General features: G+C 42.3%; 15 protein-coding genes. 8 read left to right on the forward strand and 7 right to left on the reverse strand.

Features of this window, described 5'->3' with window-relative positions; genetic code table 11:
- Positions 1-2 precede the first annotated feature (2 nt).
- Complete coding sequence (locus Xinn_RS06100) at positions 3-3698, forward strand: AAA family ATPase (RefSeq protein ID WP_086954197.1); 3696 nt, start codon at positions 3-5, stop codon at positions 3696-3698.
- A 66-nt stretch (positions 3699-3764) separates the two neighbouring features.
- A complete protein-coding gene (locus Xinn_RS06105; RefSeq protein ID WP_086956495.1) occupies positions 3765-4259 on the forward strand; it encodes a TIGR00645 family protein in 495 nt (164 codons plus the stop codon).
- Between the two features lie 46 nt (positions 4260-4305).
- Here the strand turns inward: Xinn_RS06105 and Xinn_RS06110 are convergent, their stop codons facing one another.
- The 5 genes from Xinn_RS06110 to Xinn_RS06130 form a co-directional block, all read right to left on the reverse strand.
- Entirely contained in the window at positions 4306-4806 is a 501-nt protein-coding gene (locus Xinn_RS06110; RefSeq protein ID WP_086954198.1) for a tellurium resistance protein TerW, read from the reverse strand.
- Between the two features lie 94 nt (positions 4807-4900).
- On the reverse strand, positions 4901-5845 hold the full coding sequence (locus Xinn_RS06115; RefSeq protein ID WP_086954199.1) for an HpcH/HpaI aldolase/citrate lyase family protein: 945 nt from the start codon (positions 5843-5845) through the stop codon (positions 4901-4903).
- A gap of 13 nt (positions 5846-5858) precedes the next feature.
- Entirely contained in the window at positions 5859-6938 is a 1080-nt protein-coding gene (locus Xinn_RS06120; protein WP_086954200.1) for a cysteine protease StiP family protein, read from the reverse strand.
- Positions 6938-7774 (reverse strand): HAD family hydrolase, encoded by an 837-nt coding sequence (locus Xinn_RS06125; RefSeq protein WP_086954201.1) that lies wholly within the window; start codon positions 7772-7774, stop codon positions 6938-6940. Before Xinn_RS06125 ends, Xinn_RS06120 begins: the two co-directional genes overlap by 1 nt.
- Complete coding sequence (locus tag Xinn_RS06130; RefSeq protein ID WP_086956496.1) at positions 7767-8936, reverse strand: phosphoribosyltransferase domain-containing protein; 1170 nt, start codon at positions 8934-8936, stop codon at positions 7767-7769. Before Xinn_RS06130 ends, Xinn_RS06125 begins: the two co-directional genes overlap by 8 nt.
- Before the next feature lie 486 nt (positions 8937-9422).
- Here Xinn_RS06130 and Xinn_RS06135 point away from each other — a divergent pair, with 486 nt between their 5' ends.
- From Xinn_RS06135 to Xinn_RS06160, 6 genes are all read left to right on the forward strand, one after another.
- On the forward strand, positions 9423-10010 hold the full coding sequence (locus Xinn_RS06135; RefSeq protein WP_086954202.1) for a TerD family protein: 588 nt from the start codon (positions 9423-9425) through the stop codon (positions 10008-10010).
- Positions 10010-11170 (forward strand): TerD family protein, encoded by a 1161-nt coding sequence (locus tag Xinn_RS06140; RefSeq protein WP_086954203.1) that lies wholly within the window; start codon positions 10010-10012, stop codon positions 11168-11170. The genes Xinn_RS06135 and Xinn_RS06140 overlap by 1 nt, the downstream gene beginning before the upstream one ends.
- A gap of 34 nt (positions 11171-11204) precedes the next feature.
- Positions 11205-11660: a tellurite resistance TerB family protein gene (locus Xinn_RS06145; RefSeq protein ID WP_086954204.1), complete on the forward strand. Its 456-nt coding sequence runs from the start codon at positions 11205-11207 to the stop codon at positions 11658-11660.
- A gap of 26 nt (positions 11661-11686) precedes the next feature.
- On the forward strand, positions 11687-12784 hold the full coding sequence (locus tag Xinn_RS06150; protein WP_086954205.1) for a TerC/Alx family metal homeostasis membrane protein: 1098 nt from the start codon (positions 11687-11689) through the stop codon (positions 12782-12784).
- Positions 12785-12824: 40 nt separating this feature from the next.
- On the forward strand, positions 12825-13403 hold the full coding sequence (locus tag Xinn_RS06155) for a TerD family protein (protein ID WP_086954206.1): 579 nt from the start codon (positions 12825-12827) through the stop codon (positions 13401-13403).
- A gap of 131 nt (positions 13404-13534) precedes the next feature.
- Positions 13535-13864, forward strand: coding sequence for a SymE family type I addiction module toxin (locus Xinn_RS06160; protein ID WP_086954207.1), 330 nt, complete (start codon positions 13535-13537; stop codon positions 13862-13864).
- 131 nt (positions 13865-13995) lie between these two features.
- Here Xinn_RS06160 and Xinn_RS06165 read toward each other — a convergent pair whose 3' ends face one another.
- Both Xinn_RS06165 and Xinn_RS06170 read right to left on the reverse strand, forming a co-directional pair.
- The gene (locus tag Xinn_RS06165; RefSeq protein WP_086954208.1) at positions 13996-15618 is read right to left on the reverse strand and encodes an ABC transporter substrate-binding protein; all 1623 of its coding nucleotides are present in this window, start codon (positions 15616-15618) and stop codon (positions 13996-13998) included.
- A 218-nt stretch (positions 15619-15836) separates the two neighbouring features.
- On the reverse strand, positions 15837-17477 hold the full coding sequence (locus Xinn_RS06170) for an ABC transporter substrate-binding protein (protein WP_244590146.1): 1641 nt from the start codon (positions 17475-17477) through the stop codon (positions 15837-15839).
- Positions 17478-17563: the final 86 nt, after the last annotated feature.

Genomic DNA, 17563 nt, shown 5'->3' on the forward strand with positions numbered 1-17563 from the left:
GCATGAAAATTCTTAGTTTACGGTTGAAAAATATTAATTCCCTTCAGGGGGAATGGAAAATTGATTTCACAGTAGAGCCTTTTGCAAGCAATGGGTTATTTGCCATTACCGGCCCAACCGGAGCGGGGAAAACTACACTGTTGGATGCCATCTGCCTTGCTCTATATCACGAAACCCCTCGGCTCAGCACTATTTCAGCCAATCAAAATGAATTAATGACCCGTCATACTGCCGAGTGTCTGTCAGAAGTCGAATTTGAAGTAAAAGGCGTTGCCTATCGCGCATTCTGGAGTCAGCGCCGCGCTCGAAATCAGGCTGAGGGTAAACTCCAGCCGCCGAAAGGAGAATTAGCGGATAAAAAAACAGGCAAAATTCTGGCTGACAAAATTCCTGATAAAAAAGAGAAAATCGCTGAAATAACCGGCCTTGATTTTAAACGGTTTACCAAATCCATACTCCTGTCACAAGGGGATTTTGCCGCATTCTTAAATGCCGATGACAAAGATCGGGCTGATTTATTGGAAGAACTTACCGGTACGGAAATTTATGGCATTCTGTCACAGGAAATTTATCAGCGCCATAAAGAAGCCCAATCCGATTTGAATATCCAACAGGCTAAAGCATCTTCAATTGAATTATTAACGCCAGCACAACTTGAAGAGTATCAGAATCACCAGCAACAGCTAATTGCCGCAGAAATTCAGCTCAGCCGACAGCTAAAAGACTTACAGGCCGCTGAACAATGGCTTATACGGCAGCATGAACTCGAACAGTCCCTAACAAACCATAAGTTATCACTGCAACAGTCTGAACAGGCAATACAGGATGCTTCTTCCCTGTTACAACAATTGGCTGCCAGTGAACCCGCTGAAAAAATTCGTCCGTTGTGGGATGCATATAATCGGGCTTTAACTGAAAAACAGCGTCTTGATGAACAAAACAAAAAAATAGAACTTGAGCTACAACAACAAATTACTTTGCTGCAACCCGCTCAACAAAAACAGCTTAATTTGGAAAAAATTCAAAAAGAATATCAACAACATCATATACAACAGGAAAAATTGATTTCAGAGCAGGTTATACCGCTTGATCATAAGATTGAGATGCTGTCTAAAGATTTGCTCACGCTGGAAAAAGAAGCCAATGTACTGAATCGAGAGCTTGCGGAAATATCATCCCAACATCAACTGACTGAAAACCAGTATACGGCACAGAGTAAAGAACAAAAAAGGCTGGAGACATACGATGAAGAGCATCCTCATTTACGCAACCTCGATAAACAGTTGTCTGAATGGCAACGGCTCTTTTCCCGTCAGCAGGAAAAACTGGAGCAAATAGCTAAGCTCAAACAAAAACAACAACAAATGGCGACTGAGCTTACCCGAATAGCCGAAAATCTGAATAGCTTAAATACATTGCTGAAAGAGCAGGCTGCACAATGCCAGCCATTACAGGATGCATTTGAACTGGCAGAAAAAAAACTGGCTGGTTTACAAACCGAACATCCATTAGAACAATTACAAAAACAGTTATCGGATTACCAGTCGCAGCTCAGTTCACAAAACCAACTGGAAATTTTTCTGCCTCAAATTGAGCAATTACAGGTAACGATATCAGCCAATCAAGCCCAATTTACACAAACTCAAGCATTACTCAAACCTTTACCAACTCAATTAAACACTCTTGAACTACAACTGACAGAAACACAGCAGCACCATGAGGATTTAGCCGCACGCATTCGTCTGGAACAACGTATCATCAGTCTGGAACAGGAACGTAATCAGCTAAAAGCGGGAGAAGCCTGCCCACTGTGTGGAGCGACTGACCACCCTTTGATTAGTGAATACCAAAATATCACCCTGCCAGAATCAGAAGAACGCCTGAAAACTCTTAGCCAGAAAATAGAACAGCTACAGGGAGAGCGTTCTGCTTTACAGCAAAAACAGCAGTTTCAGCAACAGCAGAGTGAACAACTACAGCAATCTATAGAACATCTCACATCTCAACTGGCTGAAATAACTAAACACTGGCAATACCACTGCCAGCAACTACAAGTTTCCGAATTACCAATGGAAGCAGAACCCGTCAGGCATTTTATTATGCTGCGCCAGTCAGCCTACACCCAATCCCAAAAACAATATGATGCTCTGACGCAGGCTGAAAAGCAGTGTCAGATTGCGGAAAAAGCACTTTCGACTAACCGTGAACAGTACAAATCATATGAGCAACAAACTGCATTGGAAAAAGTCAGACAAGACTCTTATCAGAAGCAGCTCACAGAAAATACTGCTGAACTCCATCAGGCAGAGGCAGAATCTGCCACAACAATAGATCAATTAATCAATACCTTACATGATACGCCATTTACCCTGCCAGAACCGCATGAAGTGAAGAGCTGGCTGCAACAACGTGAAATTGAATTGGAAAACTACCGTAGCTCCCGAGAAAAATGGCAGCAATTACAGCGGGATCAGGCTGCTCTACAAAGCAAACTGACTGAATTGGAAAAACAAAAAAGCAGAGTAATCAATAAGCAACAAATACTGAGTGAACAACAACAACAGCAGAAGCAGGTATTACAGCAAACTCAGCAAGAACGTTATCAATTATTTGGCGAACAATCCATCAGCACTGTCCGTCAGGAGTTACAGCAAAAAACGAGCGAACTGGATAATGCCTGTAAACAAGCGACAGCTGATCTACAACAATTACAAAATCAGGTAAATCAATTAACGGGTGCAGCCGGTGAAATAAAACGAAGCTGCCAGATTGCCGAAAGCGGATACAAACAGACGTCTGACTCTTTCCAGCAAGGCCTGCAACAACAAGGTTTTTCTAATCAGGCCACTTTTGAAAATGTTTTACTGGCACCGGAACAACGGGAAAGCCTTAAACAGCTACAGGAACAGCTTACCAAACAAAACCTGCAAGCGAACACACGGTGTCACGAATCTGAAATCCTGTTACAGCGCCACAGAGAAAAATCGCCGTTACTACTGAAACAGTTTGAGCCACCACAATTAGCTGAACTATTAACTAATAAAGCCAATGAATTGAGACAAAACAATCAACAGCAAGGAGAGGTCAAAAACCGGCTCACCAGTGATGCCAACAGCAGGAGTCAGCAACAGGAACTATTGGAGAAAATTGCTCTCTCACAGCAGAACTATGATGACTGGAGCTATCTCAATAACCTGCTCGGCTCGGCGGATGGGGCAAAGTTCCGCCGTTTTGCTCAGGGATTGACATTGGATCATCTGGTTCATCTGGCAAATAGTCGGTTAGAAAAATTGCATGGTCGTTACTACCTGCAACGAAAGCGACAAAACAAAGATGATGTAGGACTTGAGTTACAGATTGTTGATACATGGCAAGCCGATGCTATTCGTGATACCAAAACCCTTTCCGGTGGCGAAAGCTTCCTCGTCAGTCTGGCACTGGCGTTGGCACTTTCTGATCTGGTGAGCAACAAAACCCAAATAGAATCTCTGTTTCTTGATGAAGGGTTTGGCACACTTGATTCCGAAACGCTCGATATCGCACTGGATGCACTCGATCATCTTAATGCAACAGGCAAAACCATCGGTGTTATCAGTCATGTTGAGGCAATGAAAGAACGCATTCCTGTTCAGATAAAAGTTGAGAAGATGAATGGATTAGGGGTCAGTAAACTAGAACCTGAATTCAGAATTCGTTGATATATATTAGCTCACACAGGATCTTGATCTATAATGCGTCTCCTTTTGCAACATATTCAGAACAGCATGGAAAGATTTATTGAAAACACAATGTATGCCTCCCGTTGGCTACTTGCACCTGTTTATTTTGGTTTGTCACTGGCTTTATTTGCTCTGGCTATAAAGTTCTTTCAGGAAATCATTCACGTCCTGCCACATATTTTTTACATCGCTGAATCAGAATTGATCCTGACTCTGCTTTCTCTGATTGATATGGCTCTGGTTGGCGGGTTGTTAGTGATGGTCATGTTCTCCGGTTATGAAAACTTTGTTTCAACATTAGATATCGAAGAGCATAAAGAGAAATTAAACTGGCTGGGGAAAATGGACGCAACTTCACTTAAAAATAAAGTTGCGGCTTCCATTGTTGCCATCTCATCCATTCATCTGCTGCGTGTCTTTATGGATGCCCGGAATGTGCCAGATAATAAACTGATGTGGTATGTGATTATCCACCTCACGTTTGTAGTATCTGCATTTGTGATGGGATATCTGGATAAACTCACACGCCACCATCATTAGCATGGGAGCTTACCTAAGATGACTTTGCCCTGATGCCAGCTCAATATCACTTGCTGGCATTACGGGGAACCCTTTTTTCCTGTGAATGACCATGAACGGTTTCTTTCTGTAACTCATCGATAAACCGATCCACGAACATTTCAACTACCTCACTCCTGCTCGTTCCAAGCCGATTGGACAACCCGTCTATTTTTCGGATGACAGACATCCGCAACGACAGAGAAACCGGTTTCTTTTTTTCCTTGTCGAGGAAAACATGACTGGTAGCTTCCTTCAATTCAAAGTTATTGTGTTGAGTGAGTAGCTCTTCAATCCTGCGCACTTCTTTTCTGGTCAATAACCCCTTATCCACTAATTGATAAGTATTTCCCATTTTGCTAAACCGGATATCAGCACGATAGTGATCCCTTAGTTCCCTTAAAGTACGAGTCAATGTTGGCCCGGAACAACTGAGTGCCTCGATCACTTTTACTTTGCTGACTGGTCTTTCATGTGAAAGCAGCAAAGTTAATTTAAAATTTCTGAGTTGTTTGGGGCTGAGTAACATCGTTTTCAATTACCAAGTCAGGAATACGATAACTTCCTAATATATAAACACAACATCCAGAATAGCTTCTCATTCTGGTAAATCAATACTAAAACTAGTTAAAAATCCCATGATTTTCAGTCTCACATCCGGGATAAACACCATTATATTTCGCCCGCTCCAGAATATTTACAGCCCAGCGCCGGTGTGTAGCCGGTTCGCACATTGCTCCGTGGGACTTAAATACCGCCTGCTTTGCATTAAGAATTTGCAAAGCATCTGCGTAATCACGGCTGTTCACCATCAATGCTTTATGGATTCGTTCTACTTGCCGTGGATGAATAGCCGTTTTCCCAATAAGCCCATGAGCAATATCCAATTGCAGCTCTTTTTCAAGTAATTCCAGATCATCGATATGCTCACAAACAGGAGCGGTTAAATAAAAACCCCGTGAACCAAAAACAGCCACCAGCATTTTGATCACATATCCCATCGGGCCATCATATAGAGTAAATTCACGCGAACGACGTATCGAAATGAGATTCAGCAGATCATTACCACCAATGCGTAACGCGATGATCCGCTCACAGCAAGGATGAGATTTTAGCTTATCAGCCAAGTGGTTCATTTGCTGCACATCAAAAACATCTTCCGTTTCCAGCGTCGGCATAACGCCAAGATGTGTTGAAGCAATAATATCCCACCATTCCGGTAATGATAATTGCGTGAATTTAGGCAATACCAAGCCAGTGACAGCACTAAGATCAACAGTATTAATCAGGTATCGCGCCATGGATAGATTCCGTGGGCGGATAAAAATCAACGGATAGTGCTCGGTATTAGCGGCAGAACTCCTAGCCTTGGTCAGAGTTTGTAAGACTGACACGAGGTTTTCGATAGCAACAGGAATATCCTGATCTGCGACTGAATCCTCCAGACAAATCACCAGAGAGCGTAATCCGACAACTTTATTACACAGGATAATTTCAATAATATTCTGACGGGTTGCTGGCATATAAAGCGTTGCGCCAAGCTGGTTTGCGAAAGGGTTCTGTTTCATCGGATCACCTTTTTCATGCTACTTTTTTGATAATCGTGACTGCCCGATATTGGCCAATCAAATCACCCACTTCAGTAATAGCAACATTTTTCTGCTGTGCCAGATAAACCAGCAAAGCAACATCTGGATCATTTTTGGAGCGAACAAGCACTTGTTCAGGAACTCGTCTCAATACAGCGCGAGTTGCTTCTGCAATTCCCGGTTTGATACGATTAATACTATTGATCTTGTATAAATCAGCAAGCGTTAAAATAACCTTCTCACTTAATTTCAGCAAAAACATTTTCTTCTGAGTCTGCCAATCAGCCTCAGGTATAGTCGTTAAATCGAGACGATTTCGGTAGTTAGCAACCGTATCAACCAGCAAACCACTACATTCAAACTCACTCAGATGATCACATTTCACACAGCCATGCAGCCCATTTTCATTCCAGATTGAGCGCGATATTAACCCTGACACCGGTGCCCCCATGATTCCAAAAGGAATTAACCAATCATCATCACTCGCCGACAGCCATGAACATCCACACGGATCAGCCAATACGACCAAACGGGGAATACCTGAATAACCCTGTCGCCCGGCCAATGAACGGGATAGTTCTGCTGTAATCGCACCCTTACCTGTCCAGCCATCCACAAAGACCAGACCAGCCGTTCCATGCTGCTGTTCTATATATGATAACGCCGTATCATCAATGCCACGATCCCGTATGATACTGATCCCGTAGTGATATGAACGTTTTCCCATTGCCCTTAAAGCCTGATGCAACATGACCCCCAGAGGAACACCAGCCCTGACTAAACTCACCAACACAACCGGTGTATCACCAAAGCGCGATATCAGCGCCTTGGCAAGCATAACAACTTCTCTCGCCAGCCTTTCCGCACCTATTTCCAGCGCCTTATCAAACAGTTCAAGATGATAAGAAGTTGGTGCTGGCTCCTGACTCAACATATCGGAATAATGGCGGGCACCAGACTGAATTAACTCTTCTTTTCTTTCAATCGGCGTCATTTCAATCTGAACGGGTTTCAGCAAAAACTGAACATCATCAGCAGCATAAGAGCCGGAAAATGGGGGAAAACTATTCATTATTTATGGGTTCCGAATAAAGAAGCCGTTAAGGTGTCAGCAAATTGACTGCGTTGAGGGATCGCAAACCAATCACACAATTTCATAAAACGATGGTCACTTAAACTATCTCCCATACCAATTAGCGGAAAAACACCTCTTTCATCACGGAGCCTTTGTAGAAGATGGTGAGTTGCCAACCCTTTATCCACACATTTTGGCAAAAAAGCCAGATTGTTATCATTGTGATGAAAATAGAAATCATCAGTATCAAACATATCGCCCATTGCCTGTTTCATGGCAGCAAGCAGTGCATCAGGATCTCCAGGCTGGTTATTTTCTCTGTGTTTAACTGATTTATTTCTAACTGATCTATGTTTAATCGTCAGATAGACAGGGACATCATCATATTCATAATTGATACGTGTCCATGCATCAAAACCCTCGGAAGCTATCAGGCGATTACCCAGACATTCCAGCGCCAGTAACTTATCCCGATAAGGCTGAAGTTCAGCCAGCATATGCGACTGCCACACCGGATCTACCTGCCCGTCAGGTGTAAGAAGTACCGCACCGTGGGTGGCAATTTGCCATGAGGTAAACGGAAGCTGCACCCGCCTGAGTTGTTCTGTATTTCTGGCAGTGACAGGAATGACTTCTGCATATTCCAGCAACCAGTCAGCCAACATAGCCTGCTCTTCCGTCATATAACTATGGGGAGAGTTCTGCCGATCGACAGTCGCCACATGAAGAGAGTCCATATCCGGCAGATCTTTTATTTTCCGGCGGGTTTGAAACAACGTATCGTCAAGGTCGGTAAAAAATACGGGCCTTGATTTGAACTTAGATTTAGTCATAGGTCACAATATCTACAACAGGGGCAACCAGAGATAGTTGTGCCATCAGTGCTGGATCAACTGCGGCTTTAGGTGTTTCAAGGCAGAGTAAGACACGCTCAAACTGCTGGTGCGCTACGTTGTAGAGGAAATTTGGGATACCTAAACCATAATTATCCGTAAATGCCATCACAGACTGAATAGCGTGCCCACAGGAAATAGGAGAACGGGTTGTCGAACCAAACTTCACGGCAGCCCCTTCTCGTTCAAGACGTTCTGCCAGCAAAAACGGTTGCCAGACAAATTCGCTGGAACCAAGTACCAGAATTTTCTCACCGATTTTAGCCCGAATCTCGGCTCCCAGATCATCTTGAATATCATCCATTCCTAAACGGCCCCAGTTCTGAGTACCGATAATATCGACTTTTCCCCATGCCGTAACATTCACTGCGGGCATAACAGGTACAGGAGCTGAACTATCCGCATCCCATTGCCACTCACCTTCTATCAGAGAAATAACCGAGACCGGAAGCGGACAGCGTTTTATAATGCTTTGCCCGCTCCAGTCAGTCAGGGTGACGGTAATGATATGCTCAATATGTTCCAGCCCGGCGCGATGCAATGCTTCGAACAAATTGAGAAAAGTATTGCCGGTCGTCGCTTCATCATCAATCAGAACCAGTGTACGGGAATCGCTTACCCGCTGACGCAGATGTTCTTCTTTCGGCCAATAGATCAGATGGTCGGTTGCATGACTATGATTTTCCTTAAACTCACACAGCAAATCACCTTCAACCGGGTGACGTGTTGAAGTCAGGAATACCGGAGAAGTGACTTTATGCCGGGTTTCCTGAAAAACCCCCGCCGCCAGACCAACCGCCGTTTCAGCCATCCCGATATAGAGCACAGGCCCGGGAAGATTAACCGGGAATTGTTCTGATAACTGCTGATAAACTGTACGCATCATAGACGGACTGACAGGAATATGGCGCCCTAACACTTTGCTGACAAATAAGAATGCTCTTTTGGGATTACGTCGTTCTGCAATATCAAACAATGTTTCCAGAGACGTTTCACCACACTCAGCCGTCACAGTCAGAGTTCCACTATTTAACTGTTTTTTATAAGACTGTTTTTTATTCACCGGAGATAAGTGGCGCTGAAGATGAGTACATACTGTCATAAAGAGGCCTTTTAAAAAAATTTCAGCAAGTTCAGGAAGTGAGGCAAAGGCAATCGTGATTCTTTCATAAAACAAATATCCCTTTCATAAACCAAATTTTGCTATCCAGACAGCGCCTATTGCTAAATAGGCATCAGCCAAATTTGTTACGTCCGTTTTACAATTCAAATTGGGTGGAATATGCGCAGGAGTCTAGAGCTTTGACTCATTCAATGTCAATCATAATATGATTTTTTAGAGCAAAATTTGTTTGACTTTTCTCCATGGAAAAGAAATTATAAAACGCGAAGCCAGACTGTTCTCTATCATGTAGTTAACAGTAACTTACAATTTGTGAGGATCATAATATGACAGGATTTCAGCCATCTATCTGGTCATATTATGATTTTTTCCATAAGTGAAATTATCGCAATTCACTGATAGCGATTCACGATAAAAAATAAATCACTTATAAAACAATTCACCGATAAATAAGAGGTGTTATTAATGGTTTCATTGAGTAAACATCAGTCCGTTTCGCTTACCAAACAGAGCACTTCTCTGGCTAAAATTGATTTTGGTCTGGGATGGGATCCAGTAGCTCAAAAAAAAGGATTTCTGTCACGTTTATTCGGCGGAGACAATAATGAAATTGATCTGGATGCCAGCTGCATTCTGCTCGATAAATCCGGCAATTCCATCGACGTTGTCTGGTTCGGGCAGCTTAAATCAGAATGTGGCTCTATACGGCACAGTGGCGACAATCTGACAGGTGAAGGTGACGGGGATGATGAAATCATCAGCGTCGATTTGGTTAAACTACCTGCCAATGTTGAATATCTCGCTTTTACCGTTAATAGCTTCCGCGGCCAAACCTTCAACGATGTTGAAAATGCGTTTTGCCGGGTTGTTGATCAGAGCGGCAAAGAGCTGGCACGCTATCAGTTAAACGAACAGGGTGCTCATACCGGTATTCTTATCTCTTCCCTGCACCGTAATAACGGAATGTGGGATTTCACTGCGCATGGTACTCCCTGCCGTGGGCGTACCATCGATGATATGTATCCGCAAATCGTTGAAACGGTGGTGCGCTGATGAATCTGACTCCGGGGGGAAATGCCCCCGTCTCCGATCAGATGCTGACCATAAGAGTGCTTTCAGGCTCAGCAGTCGATGTCTCCGCTTTCCGCCTCTATTCTGACGGTAAAGTTCAGGGCGATGCGGACATGGTCTTTTATGGTCAGCCGGATAGTGACGATAACACCATCCGCCTGTCCGGCGGTAATACCAATACTGTGTTTTCTGTTAATCTGCCTGCTCTTCGGCAGGAAGTACAGAAAGTCGCATTCACCGCGACCTGTGACGGTAGCCAGACTATTTCCAGCCTGCAAAACCTTTCTATTCAGGTCGAGCTGAATGGAAGCGTGGTTTTACAAGGGAGTGTTGAGATTCAGGGGCGCACAGAAGCCGCTTTGATTCTCGGTGAACTTTATCGCCGCAACAGTGAGTGGAAGTTCCGCTTTATTGCGCAGGGTTTTAATGGTGGCCTTAAGCCGCTGGCGGAGCATTTTGGTGTCGATATTGTCGATGATGCACCAGCGCCAACTTCAACACCTGCTCCTGCTCCTGCACCGAAACGTGTTAATCTGAGCAAAGTTTCTCTTACTAAAGAAAAACCCGCTATCAGCCTGAGTAAACGTGACAACTTCGGTGAAATCCGCGTCAATCTTAATTGGAATCAGGGTTCGGCTCCTGCCAGCCGGGGAATATTCCAGAACCTGTTTAATACCAGCAAAGGGGTGGATCTGGATCTCGGCGCATTTGTCCGGCTCCGCGATGGTTCTCGTGACGTTATACAGGCATTGGGGAACGGCTTTGGCGCTTATCATAACAAGCCCTATGTCCAGTTACAGGGTGATGATCGCACAGGCAGTGTCACAGATGGTGAATGGCTCCATATCAATGGCCTTGAGTGGAAAAATATCAGCGAAGTTCTGATCTATGCCTTTATCTATGAAGGTGTACCAAGCTGGAACGATACCGATGGTGTTGTCACGATTTACGTTAATGATCAGCCTCCGATTGAAACCCGTCTGACAGAAGGGCATAACCAGAAAAATATGTGCGCCATTGCCCGCCTTGTTAATGACAACGGTGCTATCAAAGTAGAGCGTATCAATCAGTATTTCAGTAGCCACAAAAAAATGGACAGAGCCTTTGACTGGGGCTTTCGCTGGACATCAGGCAGTAAATAATACGTTTATTGTTATACAACTAACGGAGGGACTTATGTCCTTTTTAAATAAAATCAAATCAGCTTTCAGTGCAGGTCGTGAAGAGCTGACTAATCAGGTTGGTCGTTTCAAAAACAAAAAGTTCATGGAAGGAACTGTCGCTGTATGTGCACACGTTGCAATGGCAAGTAACGGCGTCAGTTCTGAAGAAAAACAGAAAATGGTAGGGTTTATCAAAAGCTCACCTGAACTGAAAGTATTCGACACGACTGAAATTATCGAATTTTTCAACAAGCTGGTCAGCAGCTATGAATTTGATGCTGACATCGGCAAAGGTGAAGCAATGAAATACATCATGGCACTGAAACAGCAGCCGGAAGCGGCACAGCTCGCTTTACGTGTCGGTATTGCTGTCGCCAAGAGTGATGGTGATTTTGATAATGACGAAAAAAATGCTGCCAGGGAAATATGTACGGCCTTAGGCTTTGTAGCAACAGATTTCGGTCTGTAATCGCGGATAATTAAGAGGCTTACTTCATGGTATCCACGCACATTGGTTTTCCGATGGAAACCGTTGCTGTATTTATTATTCTGTCGGTTGGTGCGCTCTTTATCGACCTCTTTATGCATCGTCATGATAAGCCGATTTCGCTGCGCAGTGCCGCTCTCTGGTCTGTATTCTGGGTTGCTGTTGCTCTTGTTTTCGCCGGTTTCCTGTTTGTCCATCACGGTGCCGAAGTCGCAAGCCTGTTTATTACCGGCTATGCGCTGGAAAAAGTGCTTTCTGTCGATAACCTGTTTGTCATCATGGCCATTTTTTCCTGGTTTGCTGTCCCGGATCGTTATCGCCACCGCGTTCTTTATTGGGGCATCATCGGCGCTATTGTCTTCCGTGGTATTTTTGTCGCCATCGGGGCAAGCCTGCTGACACTGGGGCCGTGGGTTGAAATGGTTTTTGCCGTTGTGGTCGGCTGGACAGCCGTAATGATGCTGAAAAGTGGTGACAATGATGATGAAATCGAAGATTACTCACAGCATCTGGCCTACCGTCTGGTGAAGCGTTTCTTCCCAATCTGGCCGAAACTGCGTGGTCATGATTTCATACTCACCCAGAAAGAAGTCGATGCAGAACTGGCGAAACCCGAAAATGCGGATGTGACTATTGGTCTTAAAAACAGCGGTCTTAAAAACAGCGGTCGCAAAAACAGTGGCCGCAAAAACAGTGAAAAGGCAGGACGTGTCGGTAAAGCTGCGCTTTATGCTACACCACTGATGCTGTGTCTGGCTGTGGTTGAACTTTCTGATGTCATGTTTGCCTTTGACTCCGTACCTGCGGTTATTGCGGTCAGCCGTGAGCCATTAATCGTTTACAGTGCCATGATGTTCGCTATTTTAGGTCTGCGTACACTCTACTTTGTTCTGGAAGCCCTGAAAAAATATCTCGTTCATCTGGAAAAAGCCGTCATTGTTCTGCTGTTCTTTATTGCGATCAAATTGGGGCTTAACGCATCTGAACACATGTTCCACCACGGCTATTCCATTTCGGCGGCAACCAGTTTGTTTGTCGTACTCGGGGTACTGGCTGCCGGTATTATTGCCAGCCTGCTGTTTCCCGAAAAAGAAAAAACAAGCTAAATCCTGTAAGTAAATATGATAAATAAGTGAGGAAATAATAATGGGTGTATCTCTTTCTAAAGGCGGTAACGTTTCTCTGACCAAAGAAGCGCCAACAATGAAAAATGTTCTGATCGGTCTGGGCTGGGATGCCCGTGCGACTGACGGACAGGACTTTGACCTTGATGCTTCTGCATTCCTTCTGGCAGCAAACGGCAAAGTACGCAGTGATGCTGATTTCATTTTCTACAACAATCTGAAATCTTCTGATGGCTCCATTATGCACACTGGCGATAACCGTACCGGTGAAGGGGATGGTGATGACGAATCACTGAAAATTAAACTGGATCAGATCCCTGCTGACGTAGACAAAATCGTATTTGTTGTCACCATTCATGATGCTCAGACTCGCCGTCAGAGCTTCGGACAGGTTTCAGGCGCTTTCATTCGTCTGGTTAACGATGATACACAGGCTGAAGTTGCCCGTTATGACCTGACTGAAGATGCATCAACTGAAACCGCTATGCTGTTCGGTGAACTGTACCGCCATAATAATGAGTGGAAATTCCGTGCAGTTGGTCAGGGCTATGCGGGTGGTCTGGCATCTGTTTGTGCTCAGTATGGCATTAACGCAGCCTAATTCATTTTAAGCAATTGATTAAATTCATACCAAACCCTGCCTGACAATACTGGCAGGGTTTTTTATTTCCCTAATCATTTAAACTACTGCTAAAGTATTGCAACATGTCCAAATGACACAAGGAACGTCAAATGAGTCTTCATGTTTTATTTCGCCATACTGATATGCCTGAATTAACCCTCAGTGGCAGCGCACTCAGTGATGCCGGATTCGGTTCTGATTCCCTATTTCATATATCCCAGCATTCAGATGAAATAATTATTTCTCTGCTTGCTCCCGAAACTGATCTTGCCAATCTGATTCACGAAATTGAAAACAAGCCGGAACAGGGAATAGATAACGTTCGTGAGAATGGAGAGCTTTATATTGCAGGCGATTGGTTGACTGACAGTCAATTAATAGAGCAACCCATTAATGTTGAAATCACGACCGGGAAAATAATCCTTAAACCTAAGCAATAATGTCAAACTTTTTTGTCGAAATTTGCAGGATATATCAACCGGAAAATGTTCCCTCTTTTCCGGTTGAGTATTAATGACAGAACAAATGGCAACTTATTTTCCTCCCGCCAAAACCATAAAATTACCCGTTATTAATGTTTAATCACAAAAAGATCTTTCGTGGCTGTATATCCGGTTATATCAGCATAATACCCACCGATATAAGGTTTTACCAACACCGCCGTCACAGCGTAATAAACGGGAGCTATAGGCGAATCTTTTATTAAGATATCGATAGTTTTCTGAAAATCAGCCTGATTATTGCTTTCTCCTGCTTTTTCCACCCAATTATCAAACTCTTTATTAGAGTATGATGAAACATTGTTACTTTGGTTGGTAATAAACAGATTTAAAAAAGCTACCGGATTATTATAATCCCCAATCCATCCTCCCCTGACAACATCAAATTTTCCGGCATGTTCATTATCCAGCATGACTTTCCATTCCTGGGCTTGTAAAGTGGCAATAGCACCAATATTCTTTTTCCACATGGAAGCAGCAGCAATAGCGATTTTTTTATGGCTTTCGGAAGTATTATAAACAAGATTAAATTTAAGTGGATTGTCCTTATTAAAACCGGCCTCCTCTAATAATTGCCGTGCTTTTTTATTTCGTTGCTCTTGTGTCCACGCTGCATATTCCGGTAATTTAAATTTAAACCCACCAACATCCGGTGGCAGAATGGTATAAGCCGGTATCTGGCCCTGAGCAACAATCCTGTTAGCAATAATATCCCGATCCAACGCTAAATTTAACGCCTGCCTGACTCTGACATCATTAAACGGATATTTTTTATTATTAAAGTCATAATAGTATGTACTCAGGAGTGGTGTAATATGAATCTGATTACCTATTTTTTGCTTTAATGAGGCAAAGTCTTCTAACGGGATCGTAAACGTGATATCAATCTCTCCGGCTAAATAGCGATTTAACTCTGATTTATTTGATGATATAGGTAGATATGTCACTTTATTAATCACTGTATTTTTATCATTCCAATAATAGTGATTTCTGATACCAACAATTTTTTCATTAACACGCCACTCAGATAATTTAAACGGCCCACTGGAGACAAAATATTTTGGTTGTATCCATTTATTCCCATATTTTGTTACTACTTTTTCATTAATAGGATATAGAACAGGAAAAGCTAACATTTGCAGAAAATAACCAACCGGCCTTTCCAACTTAACCTCAAGCGTCGTATCATCCAACGCTTTTACTCCTAATTCTTCTACTTTCTTTTTTCCGTTTAAAATAGCTTGTGCATTGACAACAAAAGCATCAGAAAGGTAGCTACCATAAGGAGAAACAGTTGCCGGATCAATCAACCGACGCCAACTAAAAACAACATCATGGGCAGTGATAGGGGTACCATCAGACCATTTGATGCCTTTTCTCAAGTGAAAAATCCACGTTTTATTATCTTTCGTATCCCAGCTCTCTGCCAATCTGGGTTCAATTTTGTTGTTTTTATCCGTTCCGACTAATCCATCGAAAAAATCATTGATAATATTCATTGAAATATTATCTTCAGCCTTATCAACATCCAGTGACTCTGGCTCCGAGCCATTATTGCGAATAATATCTTGCTTTTCACTTAATTGAACTCCAGAAGGAATCACTGCGGCATAGGAGGACGTAATACTTCCCAATACTATAATGATAGAATAAATTAATATTCCAGCCCTACTATTAATCATTTTATTTAACATATTATTTTCCTCTATTGACGTGATGAATATTCCTTATCAATAAGAAATATTGACTTACATTTAAAACAATCAATGCATATTCTTATTTAATAAATCATCTGGTGAAAATAACAATTTAAAAAAACTAATTAATGATAGTGACCGCGAATGGCGAACGAAAAAAGCTGCAACTTTAACAGATGCAGCTTACTCTATGAAAAAATAGATATATTTACCTTTTAATGTTCAATGATATAAAGGTCTTTAGTTGATACATAGCCCATCGGAGTGACATAAAACCCACCAACATGGGGCTTCACCATCTTTGAATTGACATAATAATAAATAGGAATAATAGGTGAATCTTTCGTTATTATATCCAGACCTTTCTGCTGGTATAATACATCATTAGTCTCACTGGCTTTTTTAATGGCTTCATCGTAATCACGATTTTCATATAAAGCTGTATTTTTAACCTGCCCTGACATAAACATATTCAGAAAACTCATTGGGCTATTGTAATCAGCAATCCATGCTCTTCTGATAACCTCAAATTTACCCTGATGCATATTATCCAGCATTACTTTCCATTCCTGATTCTGTAAAGTAGCCTCAACACCCAGATTCTTTTTCCACATGGAACTGACAGCAATGGCAATTTTTTGATGTGATTCATGGGTATTGTAAAGCAGATTAAATTTCAATGGGTTGTTTTTATTAAATCCCGCCTCGCTCAATAACGCTTTAGCTTTTTCAATGCGTTGTTCCTGAGTCCATGAAGCATAGTCAGGTTCTGAAAATTTAAAGCCTCCTGCATTTGGTGGCACAATAGTATAAGCCGGTTTTTGCCCCTGCCTTAATACTTTGTGGGCGATCACATCTCTGTCTACAGCTAAACTTAATGCCTGCCTGACTTTAATATTATCAAAAGGTGGCTTTTTATTATTAAATTCATAGAAATAAGTACCGACTTTAGGAGAAATATAGACCTGCTCCCCCATTTTTTCCTTTACCGACTCAAAAGATTCAAGTGGAATTGTTTTGGTAAAATCAACTTCACCTGCCAAATAACGACTTAAAGCAGCCTTTTCAGAAGCAATCACCGGATAATGTACTTTATCAATAACAGTATTTTTATCATCCCAATAATGGATATTTCTGACTCCAATAATTTTTTCGTTCACCTTCCATTCGGACAATTTAAATGGCCCATTACCGACAAAATTTCCCGGCCTTGTCCATTTTTCACCATATTTTGCAATGACATTTTTATTAAGGGGCACCATAACTGTATGTGTCAATGCCTGTAAAAAATCGCCCATCGGTTTATCCAGACGAACCTCTAATGTCATATCATCTAATGCTTTTACCCCAAGTTCTTCGCCTTTCTTTTTTCCTGTGAGTACATCATTAGCATTAATGATACTGATATTTTCAAGATAACTACCATAGGGAGATACGGTGTCAGGAGCAACCAAACGCCGCCAACTGAAAACAAAATCATGGGCAGTAATGGGGGAACCATCAGACCATTTAATGCCTTTTCTTAAATGAAAAACCCATGTTTGATTATCATTCGTTTCCCAGCGTTCAGCCAACCTCGGTTCAATATTTCCCTGCCTGTCGGTATAAACCAGCCCATCAAAAAAATCGTGAATAATATCAAATTCAGTATCACTGGATACTTTATGTACATCCAATGAAGCAGGCTCAGATAAACTCTGACGTACAATCTCCTGTTTAGCTGCCAGTTTTGTCCCTTCCGGCACAACGGCTGCCTGAGATAATGAAATACTTCCGAATATTGCTGCAATAACACAAGAGAGTAAACTGATTCTTTTATTTACTTTTATATTCCCTATAATTTTCTTAATATACATGATGAAGCTCTCCATAATTATATTATTATGTAAACACTCAATATTATATTTCTCTGTAAAAAATAACCTATCTGACATATTAAAAA

It is taken from the genome of Xenorhabdus innexi (assembly GCF_002632485.1).
GTDB classification, from domain to species: Bacteria; Pseudomonadota; Gammaproteobacteria; order Enterobacterales; family Enterobacteriaceae; genus Xenorhabdus; species Xenorhabdus innexi.